The sequence below is a fragment of the Bradyrhizobium sp. WYCCWR 12699 genome (assembly GCF_032144035.1).
GTDB lineage: Bacteria > Pseudomonadota > Alphaproteobacteria > Rhizobiales > Xanthobacteraceae > Bradyrhizobium.
Genome location: NZ_JAVTJN010000033.1, coordinates 448,083 through 460,960, shown reverse-complemented (window position 1 = coordinate 460,960; position 12,878 = coordinate 448,083). Strand labels below are relative to the sequence as shown.

The window sequence follows — 12,878 nt, the reverse complement described above, 5'->3', positions numbered from 1 at the left end:
ATCCATCGATCGGCAGAGGACGACAATCATGCGTAGTTCGACGATATTTGCGACAATCATTGCTCTTGCGGCCGCCACTCCCGTGCTCGCCGACGACGTCAAGGTCGGTGTCGGCATCTCCGGATGGACCGGGTTTGCGCCGCTGACGCTGGCGAAGGAGGCGGGCATCTTCAAGAAGAACGGCCTCGACGTCACCATTAAGAAGATTCCGCAGAAGGACCGCCATCTCGCCGTCGCCTCCGGCGACATCCAGTGCGCGGCGACGACGGTCGAGACCTGGATTTCCTGGAACGCCAACGGCGTTGCGACCAAGCAGATCTTCCAGCTCGACAAGAGCTTCGGCGCCGACGGCATGGCCGTGCGCAACGACGTCGCCGCGATCAAGGACCTCAAGGGCAAGACCGTCGCCGCCTCAGCGCCCGGCACCTCGCCGTATTTCGCGCTGGCCTGGATGCTCAAGAAGAACGGCCTCACCGTGAAGGACGTCACCGTCGTCAACCTGGAGCCGGCCGCGGCCGCGCAGGCCTTCGTCTCCGGCCAGAACGATGCCGCCATGACCTATGAGCCCTATCTGTCGACGGTGCGCGCCGCGCCGGACAAAGGCAAGATCATCGCGACCACGCTCGACTATCCGATGGTGATGGACACCTTCGGCTGCACGCCGAAATTCCTGACCGAGAACCCGAAAGCCGCGAAGGCCCTCGCCGACAGCTATTTCGAGGCGCTCGACATGATCGCCAAGGACCAGGCCAAGGCCTATGAGATCATGGGTGCCGACGTGAAGCAGACCGGCGAGCAGTTCGCCAACTCGGCGAAATATCTGCGCTGGCAGGACAAGGCCGCCAACCAGAAGTTCTTCGCCGGCGACTTCCTGACCTTCAACAAGGAGGCCGCCGAGCTGCTGCTCGAGATCGGCATCATCAAGGCCGCGCCGAAGGTCGAGGACCTCTTCGACGCCAGCTTCATCAAGTAAGTCACCCAGGAGCTGCCGGCCTCGTCTCACGGCGGGGCCGGCAATTTCGTTCACTGCCCGGATAGATCGTCGATGCGTCCCCTGGACCCTGTTACATCGAAGCAGCGCTTGGCTTACGGCCTTGCGTTCTTCGTCGTGTTCGTTGCCTTGTGGTCGTGGGCGACCTTCGGCGGCCATGTGTCGAAAGTGTTTCTCGCCAACCCGCTCACCATGGTGCAGGAGGGCGTCGACCTGATCACCAAGCAGGGCTTCCTGTACGACATCGGCATGACGATCTGGCGCGTCGTCGGCGGTTTTGTGCTCGCCGCGATCATCGCGGTTCCGCTCGGACTGCTGATGGGCGCCTACAAGCCGGTCGAAGCGTTCCTCGAGCCGTTCGTCTCTTTCGCGCGCTATCTGCCCGCCTCCGCCTTCATTCCGCTTCTGATCCTGTGGGCCGGGATCGGCGAATTGCAAAAACTGCTCGTCATCTTCATCGGCTCGGTGTTTCAGGTCATTTTGATGGTCGCGGTGACCGTCGGCGCCACGCGGCGCGACCTGGTCGAGGCCGCCTATACGCTCGGCGCCAGCGACCGCGGCATCATCCGCCGGGTGCTGCTGCCCTCCTCCGCGCCCGAGATCGCGGAAATCCTGCGGCTGGTGCTGGGCTGGGCCTGGACCTATGTCATCGTCGCCGAGCTGATCGGCTCGTCCTCGGGCATCGGTCACATGATCACCGACAGCCAGGCGCTACTCAACACCGGCCAGATCATCTTCGGCATCATCGTGATCGGGCTGATCGGCCTGCTCTCGGACTTCATGTTCAAGGCCTTCAACGCCTGGCTGTTTCCGTGGAGGCTCGCATGACGATCCTCAAGGTCGAGCAGGTCTCGCGCACCTTCCCGGCGCGCCACGGCAACGCGCCGACCAAGGCACTGGAGCCGACCGACCTCACCATCGGCAACAACGACTTCGTCACCATCCTCGGCCCCTCCGGCTGCGGCAAGTCCACGCTGCTGCGGATCGTCGCCGGCCTCGACCGCCCGACCAGCGGGCGCGTCACGCTCGACGGACGCGAAGTGACGGGCCCCGGCGCCGATCGCGGCATGGTGTTCCAGTCCTACACGCTGTTTCCCTGGCTCACCGTGCGAGAGAACATCGCCTTCGGCCTGCGCGAGCGCGGCGTGTCCGAGGCGGAGCGCAACAAAATCGCGGACGCCTTCATCCGCCAGGTCGGATTGTCCGGCTTCGAGAATCATTGGCCGAAGCAGCTCTCCGGCGGCATGCAGCAGCGCACCGCCATCGCGCGCGCGCTCGCCAACGATCCGAAAATCCTGCTGCTCGACGAGCCGTTCGGCGCGCTCGACAACCAGACCCGCGCCTTGATGCAGGAGATGCTGCTGGCCATCTGGGAGCGCGACCAGAAGACCGTGCTGTTCGTGACTCACGACATCGAGGAGGCGATCTTCCTCGGCAGCCGCGTCATCGTCATGAGCGCGCGCCCAGGCCGCATCAAGGCCGAGATTACCGTGGACCTGCCGCATCCGCGCTCCTACAAGATCAAGACCACGCCCGAGTTCGTCCAGCTCAAGGAACGGCTGGTCGAGGAGATCCGCACCGAGGCGCTGAAGGTTGCCGAACATGCCTGACACCATGCCGCGCGCCGATGGAAAGCGCGTTCTCGCCGATCTCAATGCGCTGCGCGCCATCGGCGCTTACAAGACCGGCGTGCACAAGCCGACCTTCTCCGAGCCGCACAGGCTTTCGCTGGACTGGCTCGTACGCAAGCTGCCCGATGCCGGTCTCTCCGCGACAATCGACGGCATCGGCAACGTCTTTGGCACGAGCACGAAGGCCGGGCCCAAGCTGCTGGCTGGATCGCACCTGGAGAGCCAGAATTACGCCGGCTGGCTCGATGGCCCGCTCGGCGTCGTCTATGCGCTCGAAGCCGCCCGCGTGCTCAACGCCGATCCCTCGCTGAAAGGCGCGGTCGAAGTCGCGGCGTGGTGCGACGAGGAGGGACATTTCGGTCATTTCCTCGGCTCGCGCTCCTATGTCGGGCAGGTGACTGAAGCCGACATCGACGCCGCGCGCGACCGCACCAGCGGCCGCACCATGCGCGATGCGCTCGCCGAGATGGGCCTTGCGGGCCGGCCGCGCATCGGCGCCGAGCCGGGCCGCCACGTCGGATATCTCGAAGCGCATATCGAGCAGGGCGACACGCTCGAAAGCGGCAGGCTCGCGATCGGTGTCGTGACCTCCATTGTCGGCATCTGGCAATACCAGATCAATTTCGCCGGCGAGCAGAACCATGCCGGCACCACGCGCATGTCCGTGCGCAAGGATGCAGGGCTGGCGCTCGCCAAATTCTGCGTCGCGATCGACGAGCGTTTTCCGGCCGCCTGCGGCCCGCGCACGGTCTGGACCACCGGGCGCATCACGCTCGACCCGGGCGCGCCGAGCATCATTCCGGGCGGCGCCGAAATGCTGTTCCAGATCCGCGACGACGATCCTTCGGTCATTGCCCGGCTGGAGCAGCTGCTGCGGGCCATGGCGAATGATGCCAGCGCGAACGGTCCCTGCACCGTCACCGTCGAAAAGCTGCGCACCGGCGCGCCTGCCATGATGAACCCTGGCTTTCAGGATGCGATCGACGCCGCAAGCCGGGCGCTGGCCGGTGGGCGATCCATTCGCATGCCCAGCGGGGCCGGCCACGATGCGCAGATGCTGGCGACCGTCATGCCCGCCGCCATGCTGTTCGTGCCGTCGATCGGCGGCATCAGCCATCACTGGACCGAGAACACCGCCGATGCCGATATCGTCACCGGCGCGGAGGTCTTCGTCGATGCCTGCCGGCGGATCCTCGGGGGCTAACGCCCGTTTTCTTGAGCATGATTTTTCGGAAAACCGCTGAACACTTTTCCGGATCGTGCTCTAGAACGACGTCCCCCCGCCGAACCTGAACTCCTGGACGACGTCGTATTTGCCCTTCGTGATCGGCACGGCATAGTCGAAGCGGAGCGGCCCGAACGGCGAGGCCCAGATCAGGCCGACGCCGACCGACGATCGCACCGTGCTGCCGTCGTCATATTGCAATCCGCAGGTCGGGCACGCCTTGGTGTTGACTTCGCCGGTGGCCGACCACGACGTCGGCCCCTGATAGCCCCACAGCGAGCCGGCATCGGCGTAGACCGCGCCCTTGAGGCCGACTTCCTTGGGCAGGAACCAGAACGGCATCTGCAGCTCCGCCGACGCGCCCCAATATTTCGTGCCGCCGAGCGCATCGCCGCTGGAGCCGTAGTTGTAGTAGGTGATGTCGCGCGGCCCGATGCCGTTCGAGGCGAAGCCGCGCACCAGGCTCGGCCCCATCTGGAAGTGATCCAGCATGCGCAGATCCTGGTTGCCGAGCTTGCTGAGCAGGCCGCCCTGGAGGTGAATCACGCTGACGATCTCGGAGACGAGCGGCGTGTAGTATTTGGTGTCCAGCACGGTCTTCAGATAGGTGACGTCGCCGCCGACTCCGGCGAAGTCCTGCCGGAAATCGACCAGCAACCCGTCCGTCGGGTTCTTGGTGTTATCGAGCGTGTTGTAGTTCAGCGTGTAGCCGAGCGCCGAGGTCCAGGTCGCGCCGTTCGCCAGCTCCTTTCGAACCGGCAGACTCGACTCGCCGTCGCCGTAGCAGCCATAGCCATAGACTCCCGAGCTCGTGGAATTGGTCGGGTCCGCACCGCCCAGGACGTTCTGGATGTAGGCCGGCGTCGGATTATAGGCCAGCGAGGCGTTCGACGCGTTGTTGTTGCAATTGTTGTAGGCGCTGGCGAGCGTGATGCTCTGCTGGTAGAGCGAATAGCGAAGCTGGAGCGAGAGGTCCTCCCGCAAGGCAAGGCCGATGCGCGGGGAGAAGCCCAGCGTGGTCACGCCGTAGCTCGTATAGCTGTTCGACTTCTGCTCTTTCCAATAGGTGTCGAATCCGAGCGCCATCCGGTAGCCGAGCAGATAAGGCTCGACGAAGGACAACGATACGCCGCGTGAATATTGGCCGTAGCTGACCGATGCCTTGGCGTAGAGCCCGCGGCCCAGCAGGTTGCGCTCGGAGATCGAGACTTCCGCCAGCGCGCCGTCGGTGGTGGAGTAGCCGCCCGAGATCGAGAAGTCGCCGGTCGATTTCTCTTCCATGTCAACGATCAAAATGACGCGATCGCTGGAGGAGCCGGGCTCGGTGACGATCTTGACGCTCTTGAAGTAGTCGAGATTCTTCAGCCGTCGCTCGGCGCGATCGACCAGCGCGCGATTGTAGGCATCGCCTTCCGAGAGATCGAATTCGCGGCGGATCACGTAATCGCGGGTGCGGGTGTTGCCGCGCAGATTGATGCGCTCGATATAGGTGCGCGGGCCCTCGTCGATGTTGAACACCACGGAGACGGTGTGCGCCTCGAAATTCCGGTCGCCGCCGGGACGAACCACGGCAAAGGCATAGCCGCGGCGCGAGGCCTCGATCTGCATCTCTTCGGTCGATTTCTCGACCAACTCGACGTTGTAGAGCGAGCCTGCGCTGACGCGCGAATAGGTGCGGAGCGAGCCCGTGTCGAAGTTGGGAATGCTGGAGCGGAAGTCGACGGAGCCGATGCGATATTGAGCACCTTCCTCGATCTTGAAGGTCACCAGAAAGCCCTTCTTCTCCGGATCGTATTCGGTGAGCGCGGCGACAACCTGGACGTCGGCGTAACCGTTCTTGAGATAGAAGCGGCGGATCAGATCGCGGTCGGCCTCGACGCGATCGGGATCGTAGATGTCGTTGTTGCCGAGGAAGCTGAGCAGGTTGCTCTCGTGCGTCTTGATGATGTCGCGCAGGCGCGAGGCCGAGAACGCGCTATTGCCGACGAACTCGACCGACTTGACCGAGGTCTTGGCACCCTCCTCGACCGTGAAGACGAGGTCGACGCGGTTGTTCGGCTGTTCGATGATTTCGGGCGTGACGCGGACATCGTAACGGCCGGAGCGCCGGTAGATTTCGGCGATGCGCAGCGTGTCGGACTGCACCAGCGCCCGCGAGAATGATCCGCGCGGCTTGGACTGGATCTCCCCCGAGAGCTGCTCGTCCTTGATCTTCTTGTTGCCCTCGAATGCGATACGGCCGATCACGGCGTTTTCGACCACCGACACCACGATGCGGCCGCCGGCCTGATTGACCTTCACGTCCTGGAACAGGCCGGTCGCGATCAGCGCCTTGAGCCCGTCATCGACGGCGGATTGATCGAGACGCCCGCCCGGGCCGGGCTTGAAATAGGAGCGGACCGTCTCGGCCTCCACGCGGCGATTGCCTTCGACGACGATCGATTGCATCGCCTGCGCCGCCACCGGCCGCGGCAACAGCGCAAGCGTGAGTGAACTTGCAATCGATACAGCACTCATCGCCACGACGATCAGCCCGGCCCGCAAAAACGACATTCCACACCTCAACGATACCTCGCCTGCTCTGAAACGAGACGGCTGTGGCCGCGGTGTGGCCTGGAGATTGCTGCATTGTTTCCGGTCGTTGAATTTGATTGGTCGATCGGACGCGTGAGCAGCGCGACCGCAATGACCGCGCGCGTTGTGAGCGGCGACCGAGCCGCCTCGAAGCGGCCGCGCGGTCGCTTTGCCCATGCAGCAGCCCAGCAACATCGCGCAACGCCGGGATTCTTTACAGGCTCTCAAGTCGGTGCGAGAGGCGGCCGTGTCAGGAAATTCGCACAGGATGTTGTTCGATGAACGCGCATGTAACGACCCGAGCAGTGCTGGCCGCCCTCCTGGCCTCGACCCTCATCGCCCATCCCGCCACAGCCGGCAAGCGCGAGCCGCGAGCGGCCCGGGACGCGGTTTACGAGTACGGCCCGCGCGGCCCCAATCGTTCCTACCAATCCGGTCCGCGCACGCGCATCTATGTCAGCAAGCGATCGTGGCTCGACGGCGGGACCGAGGTGCTCCCCGGCGAGCGCAAGTTTACCGACTATGCCTTTCCGCCCGGCGCCTCCTTCGCACGCAGCAACAACAATCGGCCGCTCGACCGGCAGCCGCTGAGCCCCGACTCCGATCTGGGCGGATTTGCGCAGCGAATTCCGATTTCGTGGTGAGAGGTGTCCCGATAAAAGCGCAAGGCGCTTGAGCGTTGCGGCGCAGAGCCGGACCCACGAAGCAGAGCGTACCATCGCCGGCCTCCGTCGCTCGCTCAAATCGCAGACATGCCCTCGCGATCTCGCGGTGGATTTCACCCGAGCTTTGCTTCGTCTTTCGTCCCTCTTGAGCCAAGAGGGTGCAGGGAAGACCGGGTGCTGACATCGCACCCGCGGTCCGCTGCGCGAAATGCACACGCAGAGAAGACCGCACAGCAGCATACAGGTGGTGCCGATCACTCGGCCTTCCCTGCGCGATGGTCGGACGGCTTATGCCGTGCTCTCCCGGGAGCCGAACTTTCCTTTGGCCTCCCTCGCCGTTCGAATTGGATGATGCCGTCCACCCGGTTGGGCTCGCGCACATCTTCGAACGGCTTGACCGTAGCAACGACGGCCAGGACCACACGGTTTTGCCGTACGCACGGCCCGCCATTTCGCCGCAGTATTTCCAGCCCTGTCGACGGAGCTGAAAACTTACAGGCGAGACGAAGCCTAGCAGCGCCGTTCGTCTGCACGCGGGTGTCGAGCTCACAGGGACTACCCGCCCTGCCCGCACCTCTCATGCCGACGCTGCCGCGTCCACCGCAAGCCCGGCTCGCGATCAAGACGACCTCGAGATCGCCCCTCTTGGTGAGCCGGGATGGGCGACACATACGCCAAAACCGAATTTCGGTAAAGTGGAATATTTTTAGCGAGACGGATTGACAGGGGCCGACACAGGCGCGGACGCGTAGCCCGGATGGTGCGCCAGCGCAATCCGCGACGGGGCCGAACACGGCGAGCGGCCCCGGATTGCGCCTTCGCTCCACCCGGGCCACGGGCTATGGGACGTCAGCTGTTCCGCCGCGCCGAGACGTCTGGCAATACCTGTTTACATTCAGCAACATTCCGGCTGCCGAAAGGCCACGATCGGCCGGCTAGTGGCGGTCGCCCTCGCTCTCCCCCAGAGGACCGCAAATCTCCCCGGACCGAGGTCCATGGATTTCAGCCGATTTGATGCCGCCAAACGTGTTCGTCGCAAGTCCCCCGCCATTTGCCAATGAGGCTCATCCTCCAAAGCCTGCGCCGTTGCGCAGCCGCAGGTCGCGCGCCGGATTGGCCTGCGCCGCGCTGTTGCTGGGCGCGACATTGGCCGGCTGCGCTGTCGGCCCGGATTACGCTGGCCCGCCCCGACTCGCCTTGCCCTCGCACTGGAGCGCCGGCACCGCCCCGCACCGGGACACCGGCAAGCTCGATCGCTGGTGGCTGCGCTTGCGCGATCCCCTGCTCAACCGGCTGATCGAACAGGCCGTCGAAGCCAATCCCGACGTTGCGAAGGCAAAAGCCGTCGTGCGCGAGGCGCGCGCTACGCTGCAACAGACGGCGGCAGGCCTGTTTCCGTCCGTGAGCGGCTCGGCGTCGGTGACCGACAACAAGACCAGCGGGACCTCCGCCTCGGCCGTCGCCGACACAGCGCCCTACACGCTGCACCAGGGAAGCTTCGATTCGAGCTGGGAGCTCGACCTGTTCGGCGGCACGCAACGGAGCATCGAAGCGGCGGTGGGCGGTCAGCAATCGGCGGAGGAGGATCTGCGCAACAGCCTCGTCACGCTGATCGGCGACGTTGCCGCTTACTACGTCGAGGCGCGTGGCTACCAGTCGCGGATCGCGCTGGCGCGCCAAACATCGGTCTCTCAGCGCGACACCGAAAAGCTGACCCGCAGCAAATACGAGGCCGGCAGCGGCAACGCTGTCGATCTCGCCAAGGCCACCGCGCAAGCCGCGAGCACGGAAGCCAACGTCCCTGGCGCTCGCGGCCGACATCCATCGGCTGGGAATCCTGCTTGGGCGACCGCCCGACGGCGTCGCCTCGTTGATGGCCCGGTCCGCGCCCGTGCCGGCGCCGCGCATGCCCCTGCCCGCCGGGCTGCCCGCCGATCTCCTGATGAGCCGCCCCGATGTCGCCAGCGCGGAGCGCAAGCTGGCGCAGGCGACCGCCAAGATCGGCCAGGCCGAGGCCGACCGCTATCCGGCGGTGTCGCTGACCGGCTCGGTCGGCACCTCCGCGATACGCGCCGGCGATCTCGCCAAATATTCGAGCCTGAGCTGGTCGGTCGGGCCCTCGATCACCGTGCCGGTGTTCGACGCAGGCAAGCGCCTGGCCACCGTCAGGATTGCGGAGGCGCAACGCGATCAGGCGTTCGCCACGTTCCATTCGACCCTGCTCACCGCACTCGAGGACGTCGAGAACGCCCTGGTCTCGCTGTCGCGCGAACGCGTCCGTGCCACCAAGCTGTCGGAAGCGGCCAGGAACTACCGCGAAGCCGCACGGCTGTCGCGATCGCTGTTCGAGACCGGCAGCGCCAGCTTCATCGACGTGCTGGACGCCGAGCGTTCGCTCTATTCCGCCGAGGATTCGCTGATCCAGAGCAAGGTGTCGGCAGCCAAGTACTACATTGCGCTGGCAAAGGCGCTCGGCGGCGGCTGGTCCGATCCGGACGACGTGTCGAGGCCGATCATCGTCGACACCAACACGGGACCTCACTTGCGAGAGGCGCAGAAGTGACCGAGATCATCACCGCCAAACGCCTGAAGATCGGCGCGGCGATCGTTGCCGTCGTAACTGCCGGCGTGGTCGCAGCCACGCGCGTTCCGGGAACGTCGAGCAAGGCGCAGTCCTACATCACCGCGCCGGTCACCGTCAGCGATCTGCGCGAGGAGGTGCTCGCGAGCGGCACGCTGAAGCCGGCGCGCCTCACCGCTGTCGGCGCACAAGTGTCGGGACGGATCACCGCCCTCAACGTCCGCGTCGGCGACACCGTCAAGGCCGGCGACGTCATCGCCCAGATCGACCCCGTCACCAAGCAGAACGATCTGCGCAGCTCCGAGGCGTCGCTGAAGAACTACCGTGCGCAGAAGGTCGAGTAGGAGGCCGCGCTGGTTCTGGCCGAGGCGAACCTCGCGCGCCAGCAGGCGACGTTGGCGCAACGCGCCACCTCCCGCAGCGATTTCGACAGCGCGGATTCGACCGTGCGGCAGACCCGCGCCCAGATCGCCGCGCTCGAAGCCCTGATCGTAGGGGCTGAAGCCAGCGTCGAGACCGCGCGCGTCAACCTCGACTACACCCGCATCACCGCGCCGATCGACGGCACGGTGCTTGCCACCGTGGTGCAGGAAGGACAGACGGTCAACGCCGTCCAGTCCGCGCCCACCATCGTCGTGCTCGGCCAGCTCGGGACGATGACCGTACGCGCGGAGATTTCCGAGGCCGACATCGTCAAGGTCAAGCCGGGGCAATCGCTCTACTTCACCATCCTCGGCGACCAGGACCATCGCTACGAGGCCAAGCTGGAGCAGATCGAGCCGGCGCCCGAATCGATCAAGAGCGACGCCAGCTTCTCCTCGACCACCACGTCGGGATCGAGCACGAGTTCGAGTTCATCGAGTTCCACCAGCACCGCCATCTACTACATCGGCGTTTTCAACGTCCCCAACACCGAGCTCTCGCTGCGGACCTACATGACCGCCGAGGTGCACATCATCACCGGCGAGGCCAAGCGCGTGAAGGTCATCCCCGCGCTCGCGCTGATCCGGAAATCCGACGGCCGCAGTACCGTCCGCACCCTCAATACGAGGGGTGACGTCAGCGAGCGCGAGGTCAAGACCGGACTCAACGATCGCACGACAGTCGAGATCACGTCCGGCCTCGACGAAGGCGAGCGGGTCGTCACCGGAGAGGCCAACGAGCAGACCGCATCGCGCAGCGTGTTGGGCGGCCCGCCCGGAGGTCTCTGACATGGCCGATCCGATCATCGCAATCGAGAACGTTCGGCGGGAGTTCGCGACCGGCGACGTCAGCGTGGTCGCGCTCGACGATATCTCGCTGAGCATCCGGCCCGGCGAGCTGGTGGCGATCGTCGGCTCGTCCGGATCGGGCAAATCGACGCTGCTCAATATCCTCGGCTGCCTCGACCGCCCCAGCTCCGGCACCTACCGCGTCGCCGGCCAGAACGCCTCCGAGCTCGACGCCGATGCGCTGGCGGCGCTGCGCCGCGAGCATTTCGGCTTCATCTTCCAGCGCTATCATCTGCTCGGCGACCTCTCTGCCGGCGAGAATGTCGAGATCCCCGCGATCTATGCCGGAATGAAGGTCCGCGACCGCCGTGCGCGAGCCGAGCAACTCCTCGCAAGACTCGGCGTCAACGACCGGCGAGGCCATCGCCCGAACCAGCTCTCGGGCGGACAGCAGCAGCGCGTCTCGATCGCTCGGGCGCTGATCAACGATGCCGAGGTCATCCTGGCGGACGAGCCCACCGGCGCGCTCGACCGGCGCAGCGGCGAGGAGGTCCTGAAGATCCTGGAGGAGCTGCACCGCGAGGGGAGGACGATCATCATCGTCACCCACGATGCCGATGTTGCCGCACGGGCCGAGCGCGTCATCGAGCTGCGGGACGGCAAGATCGTCTCCGATCGCCGCACCGGAACAACGGACACCCCGGAGCGGCCCGTCACGGTAGCGCGGACGCCGTGGGGCAACGGCCCGGGCTGGCCCGCCGCGTTGCGGCGCCTGCGCGAGGCCTCGCGGATGGCGCTGGTTGCGATGACCGCGCACCGGCTCCGCGCCTTCCTCACCATGCTCGGCATCATCATCGGCATCGCCGCGGTGTCGTCCGTGGTCGCGCTCGGCAACGCATCACAGCGCAAGGTGCTGTCCGACATTTCGAACCTCGGCACCAACACGGTCGAGGTGTTTCCAGGCAAGGATTTCGGCGACGCGCGGGCGAGCAAGATCAAGACGCTGGTGCTGGACGACGCCCGCGCGCTCGACCGGCAGGCCTTCATTGCGGGGGTCACGCCGACGGTTTCGACCAGCACCACGGTGCGGTATCGCGGCAACGAGTCCAACGTGCTGGTGAACGGCGTCGGCGAGAGCTATTTCAAGGTCAAAGGTGCCAAGCTCGCGAAGGGCCGTTTGTTCGACACCGAGGCGACCCGCAACATCGAGCGGCAGGCCGTCATCGACGACAATACCCGCAAGACGTTCTTCGCCGACGACCAGACCGCAGGCGTCGGCCGCGTGATCTGGCTCGGCAAGGTGCCGTGCCGCATCGTCGGCGTGATCGCCCAGCAGCAGGGCGGGTTCGGCTCGAACCAGAACCTGTCGGTCTACCTGCCCTACACCACCGTGCAGGCCCAGTTCACGGGCGATCGTTCGCTGCGCAGCATTCTGCTGCGGATCAGCGACGATATCTCGACCAATCTGGCGCAGGACGCGGTGACGACGCTGCTGACGCAGCGGCACAACACCAGGGATTTCGTCATCCTCAACACCGACGACATCCGCCGCACCATCACTAGCACGACGCAGACGCTGGCGTTCCTGGTGGCGGCGATCGCGGTGATCTCGCTGGTCGTGGGCGGCATTGGCGTCATGAACATCATGCTGGTCTCCGTCTCGGAGCGGATCGGCGAGATCGGCGTGCGCATGGCGGTCGGCGCCAGGCGCAGCGACATCCTCCAGCAATTCCTGGTGGAGGCGACCCTGATTTCATCCATCGGCGGCATCGCCGGCATCGTCGTCGCGGTGCTGCTCGGGCTCGCCGTCAACGTTGCCGTGCCGGGCTTCCAGGTCAGCTATTCGACGTTCTCGATCGGCGCAGCGTTCCTGACCTCGACCGGGATCGGGGTCGCCTTCGGCTTCTTCCCCGCCCGCCGCGCCGCGTTCCTCGACCCCGTGGTGGCGCTGAGCCGCGACTGACCCTAGGATTGCCCATGACCGCAGTGCTTCGGACGGG

7 protein-coding genes and 2 pseudogenes are annotated in these 12,878 nt (G+C 65.4%); 8 read left to right on the top strand and 1 reads right to left on the bottom strand.

Annotated features, from left to right (window positions below; translation table 11 throughout):
• The first annotated feature begins 28 nt into the window (after window positions 1-28).
• From RPS27_RS22345 to RPS27_RS22330, 4 genes are all read left to right on the top strand, one after another.
• Window positions 29-973 (top strand): ABC transporter substrate-binding protein, encoded by a 945-nt coding sequence (locus RPS27_RS22345; protein ID WP_211416496.1) that lies wholly within the window; start codon window positions 29-31, stop codon window positions 971-973.
• Window positions 974-1,045: 72 nt separating this feature from the next.
• Window positions 1,046-1,819, top strand: coding sequence for an ABC transporter permease (locus RPS27_RS22340; protein ID WP_063202669.1), 774 nt, complete (start codon window positions 1,046-1,048; stop codon window positions 1,817-1,819).
• On the top strand, window positions 1,816-2,601 hold the full coding sequence (locus RPS27_RS22335; protein WP_211416495.1) for an ABC transporter ATP-binding protein: 786 nt from the start codon (window positions 1,816-1,818) through the stop codon (window positions 2,599-2,601). Before RPS27_RS22340 ends, RPS27_RS22335 begins: the two co-directional genes overlap by 4 nt.
• Window positions 2,594-3,826: a Zn-dependent hydrolase gene (locus tag RPS27_RS22330; RefSeq protein WP_313754415.1), complete on the top strand. Its 1,233-nt coding sequence runs from the start codon at window positions 2,594-2,596 to the stop codon at window positions 3,824-3,826. Before RPS27_RS22335 ends, RPS27_RS22330 begins: the two co-directional genes overlap by 8 nt.
• A 60-nt stretch (window positions 3,827-3,886) precedes the next feature.
• On the opposite strand, the gene bamA is transcribed toward RPS27_RS22330, so the two are convergent.
• The gene (bamA, locus tag RPS27_RS22325) at window positions 3,887-6,364 is read right to left on the bottom strand and encodes an outer membrane protein assembly factor BamA (protein ID WP_409517563.1); all 2,478 of its coding nucleotides are present in this window, start codon (window positions 6,362-6,364) and stop codon (window positions 3,887-3,889) included.
• Window positions 6,365-6,699: 335 nt separating this feature from the next.
• Between bamA and RPS27_RS22320 the strand changes: the two genes are divergently transcribed.
• The 4 genes and pseudogenes from RPS27_RS22320 to RPS27_RS22300 all read left to right on the top strand — a co-directional run bounded on the left by RPS27_RS22320 (window position 6,700) and on the right by RPS27_RS22300 (window position 12,841).
• Window positions 6,700-7,065, top strand: coding sequence for a hypothetical protein (locus RPS27_RS22320; protein ID WP_211416492.1), 366 nt, complete (start codon window positions 6,700-6,702; stop codon window positions 7,063-7,065).
• Between the two features lie 1,035 nt (window positions 7,066-8,100).
• Window positions 8,101-9,649: pseudogene (locus RPS27_RS39755) on the top strand (efflux transporter outer membrane subunit).
• Window positions 9,646-10,878 (top strand): annotated as a pseudogene (locus RPS27_RS22305) (efflux RND transporter periplasmic adaptor subunit). Before RPS27_RS39755 ends, RPS27_RS22305 begins: the two co-directional pseudogenes overlap by 4 nt.
• A gap of 1 nt (window position 10,879) precedes the next feature.
• Window positions 10,880-12,841, top strand: coding sequence for a MacB family efflux pump subunit (locus RPS27_RS22300; RefSeq protein WP_313754413.1), 1,962 nt, complete (start codon window positions 10,880-10,882; stop codon window positions 12,839-12,841).
• Window positions 12,842-12,878: the final 37 nt, after the last annotated feature.

Coding starts and splice junctions, on each gene's coding strand:
- RPS27_RS22345 (WP_211416496.1), top strand. CDS start 29: ATGCGTAGTTCGACGATATTTGCGACAATCATTGCTCTTGCGGCCGCC.
- RPS27_RS22340 (WP_063202669.1), top strand. CDS start 1,046: ATGCGTCCCCTGGACCCTGTTACATCGAAGCAGCGCTTGGCTTACGGC.
- RPS27_RS22335 (WP_211416495.1), top strand. CDS start 1,816: ATGACGATCCTCAAGGTCGAGCAGGTCTCGCGCACCTTCCCGGCGCGC.
- RPS27_RS22330 (WP_313754415.1), top strand. CDS start 2,594: ATGCCTGACACCATGCCGCGCGCCGATGGAAAGCGCGTTCTCGCCGAT.
- bamA (WP_409517563.1), bottom strand. CDS start 6,364: ATGAGTGCTGTATCGATTGCAAGTTCACTCACGCTTGCGCTGTTGCCG.
- RPS27_RS22320 (WP_211416492.1), top strand. CDS start 6,700: ATGAACGCGCATGTAACGACCCGAGCAGTGCTGGCCGCCCTCCTGGCC.
- RPS27_RS22300 (WP_313754413.1), top strand. CDS start 10,880: ATGGCCGATCCGATCATCGCAATCGAGAACGTTCGGCGGGAGTTCGCG.